This is a genomic window from Bacillus sp. FSL K6-1560, assembly GCF_038592935.1.
GTDB lineage: Bacteria > Bacillota > Bacilli > Bacillales > Bacillaceae > Bacillus > Bacillus subtilis.
Window position 1 is genome coordinate 3738057 of record NZ_CP151946.1, and the last position, 20140, is coordinate 3758196.

Sequence of the window (20140 nt, forward strand, 5' to 3'; positions counted from 1 at the left end):
TGCTATGTCAGCCATTCCATCTTCATTCTCGTTTTCAGTTCTTTTATATGCTGTTCCCGTTCTACCGCAAGCGCTTCTGCCTCCTGGAGGGACACAGGCTCAAACTGAACGTGCTCGCCCGGCATGATTTGGGAAACAATCGGAAGATCAGCGGATATGATGTGCGCGATCCTCGGATAGCCGCCAGTCGTCTGCCGGTCTGCAAGCAGGATAATCGGGTTGCCGTCAGGCGGCACCTGAACTGTTCCGAATGAAACCGCTTCCGACACCATCTCAAGCGGGGCCTTCAGTTCGAGCGGTTCTCCTTTGAGCCTGTAGCCCATACGGTCGGACTGCGGTGTGACACGAAATGCTTCTTCATAAAAACGCGTTTTTGATTCTTCTGTGAAAAAGGCAAATTGCTTTCCTTCCAGCACCCGAATGACGGGATTCTTCTTCAATGGCAGAAATCTGCCGCGGCTGACTGACCACTTCGGTGCTGCAAATCCCTGCTTTCCAAGCTGCGAACTTAAGCGGGAAAGGATGGTTTGCGAAAGAGCTGACATCTCTCCAATGTTCAGTTCATCTTCTTTTTGAAGCGCTCTGCCATGAAGTCCGCCGATGCCTGCTCTGACGTATGTGCTTTTACTTTCCATGACGGCAGGCACCTCGATGCCGCCGGCTGCCGCCAAATAAGCACGGCTGCCGAGTTTGCAGGGGCCGAAGCTGACCGTGCTGTTTTCCTTGATGAGCACAGGCTTCCATAAAGGCGCTTCCTCGTCATTAATACGCAGCGTGAAGTCCGCCCCTGTCACAGCAATCAGTGTCTGTTTTGAAAAATGAAACGACGGACCGGGCCCCATCATCGTTATTTCGAGACCTGCTTCATTTTCGCCGTTTCCTATCAACAGATTGGCAATGCGCAGTGAAACCGTGTCCATAGCGCCGCTGGCCAGAACGCCGTATTTTTGGTAACCCGTTCTGCCTATATCCTGAACCGTTGTGAGCAGTCCGGGCTTTAATACTTTCATGCTCAATTGGACTCCTCCTTATAGGCGTGATAGTCTTTTTCTGAGATGCGAACGAATTTCACAGTATCTCCCGCCCGCAGCAATGTCGGCGGGTTTTCCTGCGGCCGGAAAAGAGCCAGCGGCGTTTTGCCGATCAGCTGCCAGCCGCCCGGCGTTGAAATCGGATAAACGCCTGTCTGCAATCCCGCAATACCGACCGAACCTGCGGGAATCGACGGTCTTGGTGATGATTTTCTCGGAGCTGCAATGCGTTTTGACATCCCGCCTAGAAAAGGAAAACCGGGCGCGAAGCCAAGCATATACACCACATATTCACCGTTTGTATGAATGTCGATTACTTCCTCCGGTGACAGTTGATTGATCTTCGCCACCTCTTCTAAATCCGGACCGAATTCACCGCCATAGCAGACAGGAATTTCTACAATACGGCGGTTGACCTCATAGTCTTCGGCTATTTCTGCCAGGCGCTCTTCGACATCGCGCTTGACCTTCTCAAAAGGTGAGCTTATGCCTTGAGGCAAATGCTTGTACACTTCATACATATCATAAAATACGGTTAGACTTGTAAAAGCCGGGATACATTCAATGAATCCCGGAAATGGCTGTTCTTCTATATAAGCGGCCGCGGCATGGACAATGCCATTGACCTGTTCATTGATTTCTTCTCCGAATCGGATCATCATTGCAGAATCACCGAGCTGTTCGATTTGATATCGTACAGTCATCTTTCTCACCTCTTTTATTTCTCGTTCATCAGGATGACGAGAGGTTACAGCACCGCAAGCGACTCGTCTCGAATATCTGTGATGAGCATATGCCCCGGCGCATGTGTGATGACCATTTCAGGCTTTACATTCATAGCCACGGCTTGCGGGGTCACCCCGCATGCCCAAAAAACAGGAACCTCGCCGTCACGAATGGAAACGGCATCTCCGAAATCCGGTTTCCTGAGATCTCGAATCCCGATTGCTCCCGGATTACCGATATGGATCGGCCCTCCGTGCACAGCCGGAAAACGCGAGGTCACTTGTGCGGCACGTACAGCCAGCCGTTCAGGAACCGGCCTCATGCTGACAACCATCTGTCCATGAAACGCCCCCGCCGGAACACAATCGATATTCGTTTTATACATCGAGACGTTTGTCCCCTCATCAATATGCCGGACAGCTATCCCATTATTGATCAGTGCCTGTTCAAAGGAGAAACTGCATCCGATCAGAAAGCCGACAAAATCGTCCTCCCAGTATGGCGTAATATCAGATACTTCTTCCGTTAAGATACCGTGCCTGTAAATACGGTATTTCGGAAAGTCCGTTCTGATATCAGCATCCGGCGCAGCCAGAGACGGCACAGGCCAACCTGCTTCAGTCACATCCAGCACGGGGCAGGGCTTTTGATTTCGCTGGCAAAACAGCAGAAAATCAAAAGCAAGGTCCTTTTTCAAAACCACAAGATTCGCTTGGGCGTAGCCACCGGACATGCCTGCGGTCGGCCCGATTATTGTCCCCTCTCGTATCAGGGCGCGTACATCCTTTGGCGCCATTTTGTTTAATTGCTCCACTTATATCAGCTCCACAATTGAGGAAGTTGTGTACATAACGTGTAGATTCCCATAACTGCCATTACAATCACTACAAGCGCGCCTGTGCTTGTCAGCCAAAGCGGATGCTTATAATCACCGACAATGTTTTTCTTGTAGGCGGCAACAAGCAGCGTTCCGAGCGCAATCGGCAGAATTAAGCCGTTCAGTGAACCGACAAGGACGAGGATCTTCGCAGGCTGGCCGATTGTGACAAAAGCTAACGTAGAAACCACAATAAATCCGATAATAATACCGCGTGAATTCTTTTCAATTTTTGGAGAAAAGGTTTTAAAAAATGAAACAGATGTATAGGCTGCTCCAATAACAGACGTAATCGCCGCAGACCACATGATCAATCCGAAAATTTTATAACCGACATTTCCAGCAGCCAGCTTGAAGACAGAAGCCGCCGGGTTGCTTTCATCGATGTGCAGGCCTTTCGATACAACGCCTAGAACCGCAAGAAAAAGAGCGATACGCATGACAGATGTAATTAAAATGCCGACAACCGAGCTCTTTGTCACCTGCGGAATGGATTCCTTCCCTTTAATTCCGGCATCAAGCAAACGGTGTCCTCCGGCAAATGTGATATAACCGCCGACGGTTCCGCCCACTAGGGTGACAATGGCAAATATGCTGATGTGTTCCGGGACGAATGTATTTGCGACTGCCTGTCCGACCGGAGGAGCTGTCGTCGCCGCAACGTAGACCGTTAAAATAATCATCACGAACCCCGCGATTTGCGTAAAACGGTCCATCGCTTTTCCTGCTTCCTTGATGACAAAAATCAAAATGGCGATAACGGCACTGATTAAAGCGCCTGTTTCAGGTGTAATGCCGAACAGCACCTGAAGTCCCAGCCCGGCCCCTCCGATATTCCCAATATTAAAAGCTAGTCCGCCAAGCACGACGAGAATGGCGATGAAATATCCCAGTCCGGGAAGCACCATATTCGCAATTTCCTGACCTCGTTTTCCAGAAACTGCGATGATGCGCCACACATTGGTTTGGGCGAAAATATCTAAAATAATAGAGATTAAGATGACAAAACCGAAGCTTGCTGCAAGTGTGTTTGTGAATGTTGCGGTTTGGGTGAGGAAACCCGGTCCGATTGCTGATGTCGCCATTAAAAAGGCGGCGCCCATCAGCAATGACCAGCTTCCCGCTTTTTTTCCTGCTGTCTTTTTCTGCTGCTCCATCTATTGTTCCTCCTTTATGTTGACTTCTGTTCTGAAATAGCTGTCACTTCAATTTCAGCCGCTTTGAGCTGTTTTCTGATTTTTTGCGCAAATGTCAGCGCATGGGCTCCATCTCCATGAATGCAGACTGTATCTGCTTTTAATGACACATCATGTCCTTGCTGAGATTTGACCGCCCCTTCTTTCACCATTTTGATGACCTGGGTGACGGCGGCATCATCACTTTCAATGAGTGCGTCCGGCTGGGAGCGCGGTGTCAGCGTGCCGTCCGATTGGTATGTTCTGTCGGCGAACACTTCATTTGCGGTCTGAAGTCCGATCCGTTCTCCCGCTTTTACAAGCTCACTCTCAGCAAGACCGAAAAGAATCAGGCCTGGATCAATCTTATAGACAGCTTTCGCGATAGCATCCGACAGTTTTTGATCGACTGCCGCCATATTGTATAAAGCGCCATGCGGCTTGACGTGCTGCATGTGAAGTCCCTCTGCTTTTAGAAAGCCAGAGAGCGCGCCAATTTGATAAACGACAAGATCATACGCTTCCTCAGGAGAAATCGCCATATTGCGGCGCCCAAAACCGAGTAAATCCGGCAAGCCCGGATGCGCACCGATTTTTACGCCTTTTTCCGCTGCAAGCGCGACGGTTTTTCGCATAACACTAGGATCTCCTGCATGAAATCCGCATGCGATATTCGCTGATGTCACATACTCTAAAATATCTTGGTCAAGACCTATCTTGTAGGATCCGAAGCTTTCTCCTAAATCACAGTTTAAATCAATCTGAAACACAGAATCCCTCCTGCCAAAGCAAACGATATGCTTTATGTCATTTATTGTCCCGAAATTCGGAATGACTATTCCGAATTTTTGAACTTTATTTCATTATAAGTGAATCATATCAGTTTGTGAAATACTTTTGTCAGAAAACCTACCATGGTCCCAGAAGAAAACCTGCCAAACTAAAAAAAAGAGTCCATCTTAGGACTCTCTTTTTTTATAGTACCCAATGGCGAATCGCTTTAGCGACACCATTCTCAATATTTGTATCCGTGATATAATCAGCCGTTTCTTTTACGATGTCTTGCGCATTGCCCATTGCGACGCCAAGACCCGCTTCTTTGATCATCGCAATGTCATTAAGGCTGTCGCCCATCGCCATCACATTCTCCATTGTAAAGCCGAGTTTTTCCGTAACCTTGGCAAGGGCTGCAGCTTTGTTGATGCCAAGCGCGTTGACTTCAATGTTTGTCGGACTTGAATTTGTGATTTCGAGCTCTTTGTTTTTTCTCAGCTCCTCAAGCACTTCGTTTCGGATATCGTCATCCTCAATGTCAAAGCCGAATTTGAGCCATTCATGATCCGTAATGTTTTCCGGAAACTCGCCTCTCCATACTTTATTCACCGTAGAAGCCCAGAAATTAGTGTTGTGCTTATTCCGCAAATCCCACATCATTTGAATATGGTCCGTATGAAGCAGCTTCCGTTCCACCAAATTAAAATTCGAATCCCAAATTTCACTGCCGTTTGCCGTGATTAGAAAGGATGACAGCTTTAGCGATTCCGCCAGCTCCCTGCACGTCATCAGCGTCCGGCCCGTGCTGATCACCACATACACACCTTTATCCTCCGCTTCACGAATGGCTTTGCGGTTTTCATCCGAGATCAGCTGCTCGTCGTTCAGCAGTGTACCATCCATATCAATTGCGATCAGCTTGATATCTACATCTTCTCTTTGAACAGACATATATGTACCTCTCTTTATCTTTTTGTTGTGCTTCTCTCTATTCTAATACATTATACCCAGCGGGACAAAAAAGCGATTTCCTATGTTTGAGGAGAATGGATAAGAGGAAAACAAACGGTGAGGTGATCAAACATGACAGAAAAAAAACAGCAAAACAAACCAAATGAAAACCCCGAGCACAATGACTTAACCGATCCGATTCCTAATGAAGAGCTGAAGGAAAATATGAATGATGAAAAACACAAACGCCAGCAAAGAGATAACTCTCAAAGCGAACGGGATTACGACACAAAATAGAACCCCTCACAAAATGTTGTGAAGGGTTTTTTTCATTTTTCAATATAGATGCCGATTTCAGCTTCAGCAACAGGCTGCTCTCCAACTGATGCCTTGGCATGTCCGAACACAAACCCGCGCCGATTGCGCGTGACTTCAAACGTAAGATCAAGCCGGTCACCAGGCACAGCTTCTCCCAGCTTTTCCGCTTTCTTCACCGAAGACAATAATCCCAAGCTGTTCTCATCTGTAATTCCTGTAAAAGCCGCGGTTTGCGCAAGCGCTTCAATTACAAGTGAAAACGGCATTTCTGTTTGCGTATCAGTGATAAACCAGTCGTTCACACTAATCAGCTTATAAGCTGCCGCATGTTTGCCGGGCTCGCTATCCGTCACGCCATCAATAAACATAAATGGATAGCGGTGAGGCAAAGATAATGAGTTCATTTTATATCTCCTTTTTTTGACCATTATATCTCAGCCTAAAGTGAAACGATAGGATATAATGGAAAAAACACAAAAGGAGGCCGTTATGTCCCCAAAACCGCTTGTCATTCTCGTACACGAAATATACGGTGTAAACAGCCATATGAAAAAGATGGGCCGGCTGATCAAAATGGCTGGATATGATGTGTTGACGCCCAACCTGCTCGGCGAGGATGAAGTCTACACACTGCAAGAAGAAAAAACGACATACGAACAATTTACAAAACACGAACGGCTGAAAACGGGAGAAACCATCATCCAGAATGTGATCAGACAAAACGCCGGACGGCACATCTTTGTGATTGGATTCAGCGTGGGGGCTACTATCGCATGGAAATGCAGCAGTATGCCTGAGATGAGCGGATCGGTTTGTTATTACGGTTCCCGGATACGCGACTCTCTTCATCACGTGCCAGCCTGCCCGGTCCTATTGTTTTTCCCTAATTATGAGCCGTCGTTTGACGTAGCGCTTCTTATCAAAAAACTGCGGGAAAAACAGCATACCCATCTTGAGATTTATCAATTCGATGCGCTTCACGGCTTCGCCAATCCTGATTCTGTTTATTTCAACAGGGCCCTTTTCTTCAAAACGCTCTCTATCATAAAAAACGGGCGGAAAAACGGCTCCGCCCTGTTTCATCAGAAATTTTTTAATCGCTTACAGTGCTTTATTATCACGTGTTTTGGTTCCGTACGTTCCATGTTCTTTGTTGCAATGAGTTTTATTTTGCCTGTCTCATCTCACCGAATGGATAAAAGACGAGAGATTCAGTACCGATGATATCGTCCTCAGAAGGCATGCCCATTCCGTTTCTGCTATCCAGTGAATTGAGACGGTTATCTCCCATTACAAAATATTTACCGGTAGGAACCTTAACCTCGAAGTCACCCGTTAAGGTTACACCCGATTCTTTGACCTCTTGTTGTTGTACCTTTAAGTATGGTTCTTCCACCTTTTTATCATTTATGTATAGCTGATCATTTTTCATTTTAATGCTGTCACCAGGCAAACCGATTAAACGTTTGACAAATGAGCGGCCGCTCTTTTTGTCATGAATGACTATGATGTCGCCTCTGTGAAACCCGCCAGTCCATTTGACTGCTTTATCAACCAGAATTCTTTCTGAGTCTTTAAGCGTTGGGGCCATTGATGATCCTTCAATAAGAAAAGGCTTGTAAAACACCAATCTGATCGTAAAAATGAGAGCTGCGATCATAATGATACTGAGTACAACGATCGTTTTGATTTTTCTTTTTTTCTTTAACGTGATTGTTTTTGCATTCAACTTCCTTCACCCGATGCTTTCCTAAGAATTCCAAATTATTATACAGCATTTGGATCTGCTTGGTTAGACTTTCGTGGAAATTTTCGTAAGGAAATGGACAGGCCGGGGCAGCCATCTGCCACCGGCCTGATTCATCAGAGCTTTCTTAAGCGCGAACAGATTTCATCAGTGACCTCAGCCGTTGTGCTTTGTCCCCCAATGTCGCGTGTTTTGATGCCGTCGGCAGTCACTTGCTCCATTACATCCAGAATTTTTGCCCCCAGCTCTTCCTCTCCGAAGTGGTCGAGCATCAGCTTCGCTGTCCAAATCTGGCCGATCGGATTGGCAAGGCCCTGTCCGGCAATGTCAGGAGCTGAGCCGTGAACCGGTTCAAACATGGACGGATATTTGCCGGATGGATTGATGTTCGCAGAAGGCGCAATGCCGATGCTTCCCATCAGGCTTGAGCTGATGTCGGTTAAAATATCACCGAACAAGTTGCTCGCCACAATGACATCAAACGTTTCCGGACGCGTCACAAAAAAAGCGGCCAGCGCATCAATATGCTGAGATGATGTTTCGATTCCGCTATAATCAGCGGCTGTCTGCTGAAAGACTTCATCCCAAAACGGCATCGCGTGATAAATTCCGTTAGACTTTGTGGCGCTTGTCACATGGCTGCGCCGTTTTTTCGCCAATTCGAAGGCAAAGCGCATGACACGTTCTGTCGCTTTTCTCGTAAACACGGCATTCTGGATGGCGATTTCATCATCGCCTCTGTGAATGCGCCCGCCGACTTCACTGTATTCACCTTCACTGTTCTCGCGAATCACCACGAAGTCAAAATCATTTGGATGCAGAAGCGGCGACGTAATGCCTGCCATTTGTTTGGCGGGTCTCATATTAATGGAAAGCTCAAGCTCCCTCCGGATTTTCAGCAGCAGTCCCCATAACGATATATGATCGGGAACCAGCTTCGGATTTCCGACGGCTCCCAAAAAAACCGCTTCAAATTGAGTAAGCGTATGTATTCCATCTTCGGGCATCATTTTGCCGTGCTCCAAGTAATAATCACAGCTCCATGGAAAAGCCGTGAATGAGAATGACAAACCTCCGTGTACCTCAGCGGCTGTATGAAGCACTTTCTCAGCAGCCGCTACAACCTCTTTTCCTACTCCGTCTCCCGGTATTGCCGCAATCTCGAATTGTTTCATTGTCATTCTCCTTCCCCTGTTTTCGTAAGCGCTTTCTATTATACTAGATTGCGAGATAGTAAAAAAAGCCCGTGACATTGTGTCACGGGTGATCGGTTATTGATTAAGTTTCTTTAAAATGATGGCGTGCAACGGTTCATGGGACTGAATGCCGCACACCTCTTGAAGTACGCCGCTGTATCCTTTTTCTTCGATCAGCGCTTGCAGTTCAACCGCTTCAGGGTCACCGGTGAAATCGAAGCGCAGTGCTGCGGCAATTCCTTCAGCCAGTGCATTCGGTTCTTTTATTTTCTTTGCTGGGCCTACAAGTCTATCATTTTCTCCCAGTTTTCTGAGAGGTGACCTCGCTACGCGGGTCACATCGTCCGAAATGAAAGGATTTTCAAAGCGACCGATGATTTTTTTGATATATTGTTCGTGTTCAGTTTGCTTAAAGCCATACGATTTGACGAGATAGTCACCAGTTTCAAGCAGCGCCGAATGAACGACACGGCGGATTTCCGGATGATCGATTGCTTCTTTGACCGTCTTGAGTCCGCGCTGATAGCCGACATACGCTGTCACCGCGTGTCCGGTATTGACCGTAAACAGCTTCCGTTCGATGTACGGCGTTAAATCATCAACAAACAGTGCGCCGTTTATGACTGGTGTTTTCCCTTTAAAGCCTGATTCATCAATGACCCATTCGAAAAATGGTTCAACCGATACTTTCAGTGGGTCTTCATGATGCTGAATCGGGACGATCCGGTCAACGGCAGAATTCGGAAAACCTACCGTTTCACTGACGGATTTCTGCTCTGCTTCCGTTAAATGGCTGTATATCTCTTTCTTTAAGAAGCTGCTGCCGCCAATCATATTTTCGCAGGCAATGATATTCAGTGTGTTTGCAGTGTTTCTCCGTCTTAAACCTTCTGCGATAGATGGAGCAATCAGCTTCAGCACATTCGGGCCGACAGCTGTTGTGATGAGCGCCGCCTCATTCATCAGCCGGTACAGCTCTTCGGGCTGACTGCCGCTGTTAATCGCGCTGACCGGGCCAATGACCTCTGATGAACGTCCCTCTTCTGCCAGTTCTACTGTGTATTCTTTTTTTTCGTTGAGGAGGCTGACCATCGTGTCGTTTACATCCGCAAACACCACATCATAGCCTGAGTGGTGAAGCAGCGCGCCGATAAACCCTCTCCCAATATTCCCCGCACCGAAATGTAAGGCGATCATGTCAGTTCACCTCGTTGAAAATGGCGATCAAATCTTCTTCGCTTTTAGCGGAGATCAGGCGTTCAATGTTTTCTTCTTCTGAGCAGATAATGGCGATATTAGACAAAATGTCTAAATGCTCATTATTTTTACCCGCAATGCCGAATACCACTTTTGCCGTGTTGCCTTCTCCGTACTCAACGCCCTCTGGAATTTGTATGATTGAAATTCCAGAGTGAAGCACCTCGCTTTTCGCTTCTTCTGTGCCGTGTGGAATGGCAATGAAATTCCCCATAAACGTAGAAGACGTTTCTTCACGTTCAAACATTTTGCTAATGTAATCCTCTGTCACGTAGCCGTTGTCAATCAGTGTCTGGCCTGCCAATTTGATGGCCTCTTCTTTTGATGATACCGTTTGATTGAGTTTAATATTTTCCTTTGCGAGTACTTGCATGAGTATCACTCTCTTTCTATAAGATTACTTTTTCAGCTTTTCAATCAGCTCATCGTATTTCGGGCTGTTTAAGAAGTTATCCACTGATATGTGCGTCGCGTTCGGCAGCTTTGCTTTCGCGCGGTCTGTTAAATCTTTGTGGGTGATGACAACACCCGCATCGCTTGGCAGATTGTTAATGGCCGTGTTGGTCACACTGATGTCAAGCTCCGCTTTTTTCACTTTGTTTCTTAAGATGGATGCCCCCATGGCACTAGATCCCATTCCCGCATCACACGCAAAGATAATTTTGTTCACGCTTTCAGGAGACAGCTCAGACGCTTCTTCTGCTTTGGCTTGTTCCGCCTCTAAAGCAGCTGCTGCTTGGCTTTTCTTCCCCTTCATGGACTGCATTTTTTCAGTTGCGGCAGCCAGGTCTTCTTCACTAGCTTTTGAGGATTTCAGGATCACTGCTGAAACGATGAACGATACAGCTGCAGCGACCAATACACCCGCCAATACGCCGAAATAGCCTCCTCTTGGCGTCATTGCCATCAATGCGATAATGCTTCCCGGTGACGCTGCCGCGACAAGTCCGGCATTAAAGATCGTAAACGTTAAGAGTCCGCTTGCTCCGCCGGCAATGGCTGCAAGAATCAGGGCCGGTTTCATCAAAATGTACGGGAAGTAAATCTCGTGAATCCCTCCGAAGAAATGGATGATCGCCGCACCGGGAGCCGTTGATTTTGAAGATCCTTTGCCAAAGAACATGTACGCCAGCAAAATGCCGAGCCCCGGTCCAGGGTTTGCTTCTACTAAAAACAGAATTGATTTTCCTGTTTGAGATGCTTGCTCGATTCCGATCGGGCTTAAGATTCCATGGTTGATGGCGTTGTTGAGGAACAACACTTTCGCCGGTTCTACAAAAACACTGGCTACGGGCAGTAAATTAGCGTGTACAATGACTTCCACACCAGCCGCCAGCAATTTATTTAGCGTCAGGACAACCGGGCCGATGGCGTAAAACGCGAGAATCGTTAAAGCCGCGCCAACAATCCCTGCCGTAAAGTTGTTGATCAGCATTTCAAAGCCTTGCTTGACTTTATCCTTGAATAATTTATCAGTCTGTTTAATGAGGTATCCGCCAAGCGGACCCATAATCATTGCGCCTAAAAACATTGGAATATCCGATCCGACAATCACCCCAATTGCCGCTGTCGCTCCAACAACTCCGCCGCGGTGGTCGTAGATCATTTTTCCGCCTGTATACGCTATCAAAAGCGGCAATAAATACGTAATCATCGGGCTGACCAGCGTGTTCAGCTGTTCATTCGGAAACCATCCTGCCGGAATAAACAGCGCGGTAATGATACCCCACGCGATAAACGCGCCGATATTCGGCATGATCATTCCGCTCAAATAACTCCCAAAGCGTTGCACTTTCACTTTCATGCCGCCTTGCTGCTGTTCTTGCTGCTGCATATATAAACCCTCCCTGTTTTGTTTGTCGCTGTAAGATAAAAAAATATGTTCAGAGAATGATGCTTCCCTTTGACTCTATGTTAAAACGCTTACAGTCCCTATACAATTGAAAGTAAAGAGGACTTTGGCACATGACTGTGACAATTTTTTAAAAATAAAAAGGCTCCTGATTTCAGGAGCCTTTTCTCTTTCCTCTATAAATAATGTTGCCGTTTTGAATCACGTACTTTGCGATCATTCGCTCACTCACAATAAAAACGGGATAGGCGCACACAAGCGCAAAAACAGCCATTGGCACGTGCTGTACAGCCGGCAGCATTGAACCTGCCGCATTGCGGAGGAGCAGCAAAAGATAAATGAGCAGCACGATGGCCGCTAATGATACCAGCATAATCGGAGCTGAAACTTTATATTCATAAAGCCGTTCCCGGCAGTGGCCGCAGCGAAATTGACAAGGCACATTTGATGATCTGACCATATCGCCTGTCAAAGGTTTGCCGCAGTTCGGGCATGGTGTTTCTTTCATAGGGTATTCCTCACTTTCTATTCCATCTGTCTATTATACCAGAGTCCCTTCTGTTTCGTTTTGTTGCTGTTCAACACATTTTCACATTTTTTATCATCCACTTACTTGTCTCCGTCTCTAAAATCCTCTACGCTTAAATAGATCTTAATGAAGAGGGTGTATGAATGCTTCCGATTAATAGACAGCAACACATACTGAAGTGGCTGAAAGAAGAAGGCTCGCTTAGAATTTCTGACATCAGCGCAAGGTTCGGCGTTTCGGAAATGACGGCATATAGAGATGTCAATCAGCTGGTTCAGTCAAATCAGGTCATAAAAACCGCCGGCGGTATCACGCTCCCCGTCCGAACACCTCAAACAGATCATATGTGCAGCTATTGCTTGAAGCCCGTCAATCAAGCTCATTCGGTTCAGCTGATTACGGTAAACCAAGACATTGAACAGCTATGCTGCGCACATTGCGCGTTTTTGCGTTACGCGGATAAAACGGAAGAGGTTTCACACTTGATTTGCAGAGATTTTCTGTTACAGACAACCGTCAGTGCCGGTTCGGCTTATTTCGTCGTAAATGCTGAATTAAACCTGCGCTGCTGCCAGCCGCAGGCCATTCCGTTTGCGACACTTGACCATGCCGAACGATTTCAAAAAGGATTCGGCGGAGCCGTCTGCACTTTCGACCAAGCACTGGAAGACATGCTTCAAGACCGAAAGAAACGCTGCACCTGCACCAAGAAATAACACAACACATACAGCGGAAGGTGGTGTCTGAGTGATGAAGCGAAACAGATGGTGGATCATCCTTCTGCTTTTTCTTGTTTTCCTGCCGAAAACAAGCTTTGCTCACGCCTATATTGTCAAATCTTCACCTGGGGAAAACAGCGAATTAAAAAACGCCCCTGCACAGGTGGAAATCGAATTTAATGAACCGGTTGAAGAAGGGTTTCATTACATTAAAGTCTATAATTCAAACGGCGACCGTGTGGATACGGACAAGACTGAAATCAAAAAAGATAATCATCACATCATGACAGTGAAGCTGAAAAAGAATCTGCCTCATGATGTGTACAGAGCGGAATGGAATGCCGTATCCGCGGACGGGCATCCGGTTTCCGGCGTCATCCCGTTCAGTATCGGGAAAGCGGATGGCGGATTCAGCAGCCAAAAAGCAGCCGATTCAGCGCTGAATCCGGGAACAGCAGCAGATCGCGCGATTCTGTATACAGCCCTATCTCTGTTTAGCGGAACGGTTTTCTTCCATCTTTTCTGGTATAAAGGGAAATCAGAACAGCTCGTCAAACGGACGAGACGTATCCTGACCGGCTCGATCGCAGCACTGGGGCTGGCGCTTTTGCTTCAGCTTCCGATTCAGACAAAAGCGAACGCAGGCGGCGGCTGGGGCAGCGCATTCCAGCCGGGCTACATCAGAGAAACACTGTTTGAGACAGCAGGCGGCTCCATTTGGATCATACAGGCCGCGCTGTTCGTGCTGCTCGCACTGTCTGTCATCCCTGCGATACGGAAAAACCGCTTTTCATCCTTTGGCTATTGGACAGCGCCGCTCATTTTCTTTTTCGGTCTCCTGCTTGCCAAGGCGTTTACCGGGCATGCTGCTGTCGTTGAAGAAAAAACGGTCGGCATTTTGATGGATTTCCTTCATTTAACTTCCGCTTCCATCTGGGTCGGCGGAATAGCGGCACTCGTTTTGCTGCTCTCAAAAGAATGGAGGCAGCCTGACAAAACGCTCGCGTGGGAGACGGTCAGACGGTTCTCTCCATGGGCGCTCACTGCAGTCGGCGTCATTTTGTTTTCAGGCTTGCTCAATGGATTTTTCATCATTCGTTCAATGGATTCACTGTTCCATACAGCGTACGGCCAAGCTCTTTTAGTGAAAAGCGGGCTGTTTGTTTTCATGCTGGTCTTAGGTGCGATTCATTTTCTGCTTACCAGAAAGCAGCGCCGCACAGGAATCAGCCGAACGTTGAAAGCGGAGTGGGCAATCGGCATCGCTGTATTGATCACAGCGGCCGTGTTTACAAGCCTGCCAAGCCCGCCTGAGCCAGCGCCGGAACCGTTCTACCAAACCAAAGCGATTGAGAACGGACAAAGCGTTTCTCTCAGCATCAGCCCAAACCAGCCCGGAAAAAATGTTTTTGAGCTGCGTGTCACCGACCATAACGGAGATCCCGTGAAAAACATCCAGCAAATGACGTTAACCGTTTATAAAACAGGCCTGTCAGGCAGCGAAAACAAAAGCACCTTTACATTAGAAGAAAAAACAAAAGGCGTCTTCCAAGATCAAAACCTGTCGATTAATGAAAAAGGAAACTGGAAGATCAAAGTCCACGGCCTGACCGGCGACTTTAACGAAATCAATATCATGTTTACAAAGACCAATTAAGGAGTGTTTACGTTGTTGAAAAAAATCGCATTGACACTATGTCCGGCTATTGTCGGCTCCCTCTTATTCTTTACGGCCCCTGCCAGCGCGCATGTTTCTGTAAAACCGGCTGAGTCTGCTGCAGGCTCTTGGGAAACGTATACAATGAAGGTTCCTTCTGAGAAGAATCTGCCGACAACGAAGGTTGTCCTCAAAATGCCGAAGGATGTTGAATTCCAGCAATATGAGCCAATTCCGGGCTGGAAGGTTTCCACTCAAAAACATGATGACAAATCAGTGTCCGTGACATGGGAGGCGACTGACGGAGGCATTCAGGAAGGACAGTTCCAGCAGTTTACCTTTGTTGCCAAAAACCCTGACAAAGCGGAGGAAGCTGCTTGGGACGCATACCAATATTACAAAGACGGCAGCATTGTTGAGTGGACAGGTGACGAGGATGCCGATACACCTCATTCCATTACAAACATCACGTCTGCAAAACAAGTGACAGATGAGCACGGCGCCACGAAAACAGAAGACGATTCCGAAAACTCAGGTTCTTCAGCTCTAGACATTACAGCGATTGTGCTGTCTGCGGCTGCCATTATTTTATCTGTAGCAGCACTTGTAAAGAAAAAGCGCGCCTAATAAAAAAGCGATCCAGATGTCATGTCTGGGTCGCTTTTTTTGTTTAACCGCGTCCTGCCTGGAATGAAGGATATTGTGTCATACCGCCGTCCGCGAATAACGTGATGCCTGTGACGTAGCTGGCTTCCTTCGAAGCAAGCCAGGCTGCTACTGCGGCGATCTCCTCCGGTTCGCCGATATATCCCATTGGAATCATGCTTTCTACATCAGCTTTCTGTTTAGGGTCAGCGAATTTTTCAGCATTGATTGGCGTGTTGATCGCGCCTGGCCCAATATTATTGACGCGAATGCCCTTCGGCGCGTATTCCAACGCTAATGTTTCTGTCATCAGCTTTATCCCGCCTTTACTTGCTGCATAGTGGACAAATAACGGCCAAGGAATCACTTCGTGCACACTGGACATGTTAATGACATTTCCCTTGATATCGTTTTCTACGAAATATTTAATCGCTTCACGGCTTCCTAAAAAGGCACCCGTTAAGTTCGTGCCGATGACTTTATCCCAATCCTTGAGCGGCATTTCGTGAGACGGCACAGGATTTTCAAGACCGGCATTATTAATCATAATATCGAGTGTGCCGAACTCTTTAATTGCCGTTTGCACGATATTTTTTACATCTTCCTCTTTCGTGACATCTCCTTGGACGACAACAGCTTCACCGCCCGCCTTGATGACCTCTTCTTTTACCTCGTTTGGATCTTGTTTATTACTATAATAGTTGATAACCACTTTTGCCTGCTCCTTGCCGAAGCGAATGGCCATTGCCTTTCCAAGCCCCGAAGCAGCTCCTGTAATAGCGACGACTTTTCCTTTTAAATCCGGATACATATAGATCCTCCTCCATTTGTTATGAATTTGTTTTGGCGATTCCCAAGAATACGGCGGCGGCAATAATCAGGATAATTCCGATTGCAATTGCTATAAGCTGGCGTTTCGTTTTCTTTTCACGCAGGATGAAAATACCGCCGAGCGTAGAAATGACAATTCCCATTTGTGAAAGGGAAAAGCTCGTTGCAACGCCGACTCGCGGCTGAGAAATAAACAAAAACATATTTCCGCCTGCCCAGATTAACCCTGGGAGAATATTTCTAATCGCATACTTGTTAAAGGGTTTGTGTCTATAGGTTAAAACTACCCCCCCGACCACCATGCCAATTGCCTGTGGCAGCAGCGCGGACCAGCCGGACACATTGAATAATCTAGCCACGACTACATAAACCAAATAACCAAGAGTCGAAACAAGGAGAATCAAAATGCCCTTTTTCAAATTGCTTGGCTCGCCCTCTTTTTTATCATTCTTATCTTCCAAGGACGTGAGAATGATTCCCACAATGATAAAGATCAAAGCGAGAACGCCAAGCGTAATCGCAATCGGTGTTGACCATTCGCGGAACACGATCACACCGAACAGCGAGGTGGAAACGAGCTGCATTCCTGTGGAAATCGGCATTGTTTTCGACACGCCCATCAATTGAATGCTTTTCAGCTGGTTGGCCTGTCCAAGTGACCAAAATAAGCCGGATACGATTCCAACAATAAAAATGCGAAGCGACAGAACGGGCTGAACAAAAAAGTAAATAACGATAGAAACAATAAGTGCCCCGATCGTCGTTCCCAGTGTCTGGCTGTACGGCCCGCCGCCTAATTTCACATTGAAGAGAACAATGCTCCCCCAAAACAAAGCCGGGAGAAGAGCCAATAATAAATCCATTGTTGGGGAACCTTCTTTCAAAATGTATTTGCTGTTATTTTGGCTGGAATTGTTGTGATTATTCGCCGGAACACAAAAAGAGCTGCCGGAAAATCCAGCAGCTCTCAGGAGCGTGCATTCTTTTATAAACCGATGGACAAATATTTTGTTTCAAGGTACGGCTCGATACCTTCTGAACCGCCTTCACGGCCGATGCCGCTTTCTTTCATTCCGCCGAATGGCGCTTGAACCGCTGACGGTCCGCCGTCATTCCAGCCGATAATGCCATACTCTAGATTCTCGGAAATATAGATGCCGCGGCGGTAGTTTTCTGTGAAGAAGTAAGCAGCCAAGCCATACGGTGTATCGTTGGCAAGCTGAATCGCTTCATCAATATCAGAAAACGTGACGATCGGGGCGACCGGTCCGAATGTTTCCTCATGCATGATGTTCATGGACGTATCGACATCGGTGAGCACTGTCGGATTCACAAAGTAGCACCCTTTGTCATCGTTTCGGTCATATGTGCCCCCAGCAATCACTTTTGCGCCTTTTTCAACCGCATCATCAATTTGGCTGACGATTTTTTCGAAGCCTCGTTTGTTGATGATTGGTCCGACATTGACGCCTTCCTCAAGTCCATTTCCGACTTTCAGCTTAGACACTTGCTCGCTCAGTTTCGCAGCAAATTCATCTTTAATGGATTCATGAACGATCAGGCGGTTGGCGCATACGCAGGTTTGGCCGGCGTTTCGGTATTTGGACGCCATCGCCTGTTCAACGGCAAGGTCAATGTCTGCATCTTCATCTACGATCAGCGGGGCGTGTCCGCCGAGCTCCATTGAGACGTGCTTCACGGTGTCCGCGCTGTTTTTCATAAGGATTTTCCCCACAGGTGTTGAGCCTGTGAACGTGATTTTGCGGATTTTCGGACTGCTTGTGAACACATTTCCGATTTCTTCTCCATCGCCGATTACAACCTGAAGAACATCCTTCGGAATGCCCGCTTCATATGCGAGGCGCGCTAGTTCATAAGCAGACAGCGGTGTGTCCGGCGCCGGCTTGATGATAAATGTACACCCAGCGGCAAGAGCAGGCGCCGCTTTGCGTGTAATCATCGCATTCGGGAAATTCCAGGGGGTGATAGCAGCAACGGGGCCGACCGGCTGGCGTGTGACAACAATTCGTTTACCCGTTGTCGGGGCCGGGACCGTTCTTCCGTACACACGCTTCGCTTCCTCTGCGAACCATTCGATATAGCCTGCGCCGTAAAGTACCTCGCCGACTGCTTCCTGGTATGGTTTTCCGTTTTCCTTTGTAATTAAATCTGCAAGCTCTTCTTTATGTTCAACAATCAGCTCATACCACTTTTTCAAAAGAGACGCTCTTTCGTTCGCTGATGTTTTAGACCACGTTTTAAACGCTTGATGTGAACGTTCAATGGCTTCTTCTACTTCTTTGGCTGATTGCTGAGGAATCGTTTTGATCTCCTCGCCCGTAGCCGGGTTGTAGACCGTTAATTGATCTGGCATATTGAACATTCCTTTCTTTTCATGATTACTTAAAATGATAGCAGACCCAGCCGTTTTCTTTCCAATGATTAAGCTCGCAGGCCCGCCTCCAGGATGCTGAGCCCTTCATTTAAAAGGCTGTCTGAGATGACGAGCGGTGTCAAAAAGCGGATGATATTACCGTTAATTCCCGCTGTCAGCAAAAGTAATCCGTTTTGATTCGCATAGGCCGCGATCGCTGCTGCTTTTGCTTTATCAGGCTCACGCGTGTCTGGATCCTTGACGATTTCGATTGCGGCCATCGCCCCGAGCCTGCGGATGTCACCGATGAACGGGAATTCTTGTTTCCACTCATACGCCTTGTCTTCAATGATTTTGCCAATTTCTTCAGATCGCTCATTCAGTCCTTCTTCTTCGATAATATCCAAGACTGCCAAAGCCGCCGCGCAGCCGAGCGGGCTGCCGGCATACGTGCCGCCCAGCTCCCCAGGCATTGCCGCATCAAGCATTTCCGCACGCCCGATCACACCGCTTAATGGCAGGCCTGCCGCAAGCGATTTAGAAACCGTGATCAGATCGGGCACTACATCAAAGTGCTCAATTGCGAAATAAGTGCCAGTTCTGGCAAAGCCGGTTTGGATTTCATCAGCAACAAAAACAATGCCGTGTTCTTTGCAGAATGAAGCGACGTGCTGTACGAACCGTTTCGAAGGAATAATAAATCCGCCTTCTCCCTGCACTGGCTCCATCACGACACACGCCACCGTTTCAGGCGCCACTGAAGCGATAAAGAAATCATTGAATGCTTGAATGACCATATCGTCATAGCTTTCATCACTCATGCCGGCCGGTTTCTGATAATAATAAGGGAACGGCGCTTGATAAACCTCTGGCGCAAAAGGCCCGAAACCGAATTTATAAGGTTTTACCTTGCTTGTCATGCTCATCGTCATATTCGTGCGTCCATGAAACCCGCGCGTAAATGAGACAACGCCTTGACGCTTTGTATACTTTCTGGCGATTTTCACAGCGTTTTCGACTGCTTCCGCCCCTGAGTTAAGAAAAATCGCTTTTTTCTCATGGCTGCCCGGCGCGATGCCGCACAGTTTTTCTGCTAATTCGATATAAGACGGATACATCATGACATTAAAACCAGGATGAATCAGCTCCTCCGCCTGCCGCTTCACAGCCTCAACCACCTTCGGATGCGAGTGTCCGACATTTAACGTGCCGATGGCGCCTGCAAAATCAATAAATCTCCGGCCATCCAGATCGTACAGCTCGGCCCCTTCTCCTTTGACCGCGAGACTGCGGTTGCCGTTGCTCACACCTTTTGACACAAATTGATCCCGTTTTTGCTGCCATTGTGCAGTTGTGATGCTTGCTGTTGTTTGACTCATGTGAATATCCCCCTGTCGGTATTTTCTTATCATTCTGACTTCTCTTTGGTATGATGAAAAGTACCAATTATAACTTTTTGATGGTATCAGAAGGAGAAACTA

At 47.4% G+C, this 20140-nt stretch carries 21 protein-coding genes and 1 pseudogene; 5 read left to right on the top strand and 17 right to left on the bottom strand.

Annotation, left to right across the window (positions count from 1 at the left end):
* Positions 1 to 2: 2 nt before the first annotated feature.
* The 6 genes from pxpC to NYE22_RS19955 form a co-directional block, all read right to left on the bottom strand.
* Positions 3 to 1010 carry a 5-oxoprolinase subunit PxpC gene (gene pxpC / locus NYE22_RS19930; RefSeq protein ID WP_077671305.1) on the bottom strand — a complete coding sequence of 336 codons (1008 nt, stop codon included), beginning with the start codon at positions 1008 to 1010 and terminating at the stop codon, positions 3 to 5.
* 2 nt (positions 1011 to 1012) lie between these two features.
* Positions 1013 to 1735 carry a 5-oxoprolinase subunit B gene (gene pxpB / locus NYE22_RS19935; protein WP_014475832.1) on the bottom strand — a complete coding sequence of 241 codons (723 nt, stop codon included), beginning with the start codon at positions 1733 to 1735 and terminating at the stop codon, positions 1013 to 1015.
* Positions 1736 to 1779: 44 nt separating this feature from the next.
* Positions 1780 to 2553 (bottom strand): putative hydro-lyase, encoded by a 774-nt coding sequence (locus NYE22_RS19940; RefSeq protein WP_187002281.1) that lies wholly within the window; start codon positions 2551 to 2553, stop codon positions 1780 to 1782.
* 23 nt (positions 2554 to 2576) lie between these two features.
* Positions 2577 to 3791: an NRAMP family divalent metal transporter gene (locus tag NYE22_RS19945; RefSeq protein ID WP_003234422.1), complete on the bottom strand. Its 1215-nt coding sequence runs from the start codon at positions 3789 to 3791 to the stop codon at positions 2577 to 2579.
* Between the two features lie 14 nt (positions 3792 to 3805).
* A complete protein-coding gene (pxpA, locus tag NYE22_RS19950; protein WP_038829070.1) occupies positions 3806 to 4579 on the bottom strand; it encodes a 5-oxoprolinase subunit PpxA in 774 nt (257 codons plus the stop codon).
* Positions 4580 to 4784: 205 nt separating this feature from the next.
* Positions 4785 to 5534, bottom strand: coding sequence for a phosphoglycolate phosphatase (locus NYE22_RS19955; RefSeq protein ID WP_015715253.1), 750 nt, complete (start codon positions 5532 to 5534; stop codon positions 4785 to 4787).
* A 132-nt stretch (positions 5535 to 5666) separates the two neighbouring features.
* Here NYE22_RS19955 and NYE22_RS19960 point away from each other — a divergent pair, with 132 nt between their 5' ends.
* A complete protein-coding gene (locus NYE22_RS19960; protein ID WP_003234425.1) occupies positions 5667 to 5831 on the top strand; it encodes a hypothetical protein in 165 nt (54 codons plus the stop codon).
* Positions 5832 to 5863: 32 nt separating this feature from the next.
* Here NYE22_RS19960 and NYE22_RS19965 read toward each other — a convergent pair whose 3' ends face one another.
* On the bottom strand, positions 5864 to 6256 hold the full coding sequence (locus tag NYE22_RS19965) for a 3-hydroxyacyl-ACP dehydratase FabZ family protein (protein WP_095252668.1): 393 nt from the start codon (positions 6254 to 6256) through the stop codon (positions 5864 to 5866).
* Between the two features lie 85 nt (positions 6257 to 6341).
* Here NYE22_RS19965 and NYE22_RS19970 point away from each other — a divergent pair.
* A pseudogene (locus NYE22_RS19970) lies at positions 6342 to 6949 on the top strand (dienelactone hydrolase family protein).
* Positions 6950 to 7017: 68 nt separating this feature from the next.
* Here NYE22_RS19970 and lepB read toward each other — a convergent pair.
* The 6 genes from lepB to NYE22_RS20000 form a co-directional block, all read right to left on the bottom strand.
* Complete coding sequence (gene lepB, locus NYE22_RS19975) at positions 7018 to 7581, bottom strand: signal peptidase I (protein ID WP_342412083.1); 564 nt, start codon at positions 7579 to 7581, stop codon at positions 7018 to 7020.
* Between the two features lie 134 nt (positions 7582 to 7715).
* A complete protein-coding gene (locus NYE22_RS19980; RefSeq protein WP_003234436.1) occupies positions 7716 to 8780 on the bottom strand; it encodes a tartrate dehydrogenase in 1065 nt (354 codons plus the stop codon).
* 90 nt (positions 8781 to 8870) lie between these two features.
* Complete coding sequence (locus NYE22_RS19985) at positions 8871 to 9992, bottom strand: mannitol-1-phosphate 5-dehydrogenase (protein WP_038829066.1); 1122 nt, start codon at positions 9990 to 9992, stop codon at positions 8871 to 8873.
* Position 9993: 1 nt separating this feature from the next.
* On the bottom strand, positions 9994 to 10425 hold the full coding sequence (locus NYE22_RS19990; protein ID WP_003246714.1) for a PTS sugar transporter subunit IIA: 432 nt from the start codon (positions 10423 to 10425) through the stop codon (positions 9994 to 9996).
* A 24-nt stretch (positions 10426 to 10449) separates the two neighbouring features.
* Positions 10450 to 11886, bottom strand: a complete 1437-nt coding sequence (locus NYE22_RS19995; RefSeq protein WP_125121452.1) for a PTS mannitol transporter subunit IICB — start codon at positions 11884 to 11886, stop codon at positions 10450 to 10452.
* A gap of 172 nt (positions 11887 to 12058) precedes the next feature.
* Positions 12059 to 12412: a hypothetical protein gene (locus NYE22_RS20000; RefSeq protein ID WP_003234445.1), complete on the bottom strand. Its 354-nt coding sequence runs from the start codon at positions 12410 to 12412 to the stop codon at positions 12059 to 12061.
* 164 nt (positions 12413 to 12576) lie between these two features.
* Here NYE22_RS20000 and ycnK point away from each other — a divergent pair, with 164 nt between their 5' ends.
* The 3 genes from ycnK to NYE22_RS20015 are packed head-to-tail and all read left to right on the top strand — an operon-like array spanning position 12577 to position 15436.
* The gene (gene ycnK / locus NYE22_RS20005; protein ID WP_342412084.1) at positions 12577 to 13149 is read left to right on the top strand and encodes a copper uptake transcriptional regulator YcnK; all 573 of its coding nucleotides are present in this window, start codon (positions 12577 to 12579) and stop codon (positions 13147 to 13149) included.
* Positions 13150 to 13183: 34 nt separating this feature from the next.
* Positions 13184 to 14809, top strand: a complete 1626-nt coding sequence (gene ycnJ / locus NYE22_RS20010) for a copper transporter YcnJ (RefSeq protein WP_041850700.1) — start codon at positions 13184 to 13186, stop codon at positions 14807 to 14809.
* A gap of 12 nt (positions 14810 to 14821) precedes the next feature.
* On the top strand, positions 14822 to 15436 hold the full coding sequence (locus tag NYE22_RS20015; protein ID WP_014475816.1) for a DUF1775 domain-containing protein: 615 nt from the start codon (positions 14822 to 14824) through the stop codon (positions 15434 to 15436).
* 43 nt (positions 15437 to 15479) lie between these two features.
* Here the strand turns inward: NYE22_RS20015 and gdh are convergent, their stop codons facing one another.
* The 4 genes from gdh to gabT form a co-directional block, all read right to left on the bottom strand.
* Complete coding sequence (gene gdh / locus NYE22_RS20020) at positions 15480 to 16265, bottom strand: glucose 1-dehydrogenase (RefSeq protein WP_003246720.1); 786 nt, start codon at positions 16263 to 16265, stop codon at positions 15480 to 15482.
* Between the two features lie 19 nt (positions 16266 to 16284).
* A complete protein-coding gene (glcU, locus tag NYE22_RS20025) occupies positions 16285 to 17148 on the bottom strand; it encodes a glucose uptake protein GlcU (protein ID WP_026009827.1) in 864 nt (287 codons plus the stop codon).
* A 122-nt stretch (positions 17149 to 17270) separates the two neighbouring features.
* Entirely contained in the window at positions 17271 to 18659 is a 1389-nt protein-coding gene (gene gabD / locus NYE22_RS20030; protein ID WP_021481750.1) for a succinate-semialdehyde dehydrogenase, read from the bottom strand.
* Between the two features lie 68 nt (positions 18660 to 18727).
* Positions 18728 to 20038: a 4-aminobutyrate--2-oxoglutarate transaminase gene (gabT, locus tag NYE22_RS20035; protein WP_342412085.1), complete on the bottom strand. Its 1311-nt coding sequence runs from the start codon at positions 20036 to 20038 to the stop codon at positions 18728 to 18730.
* Positions 20039 to 20140: the final 102 nt, after the last annotated feature.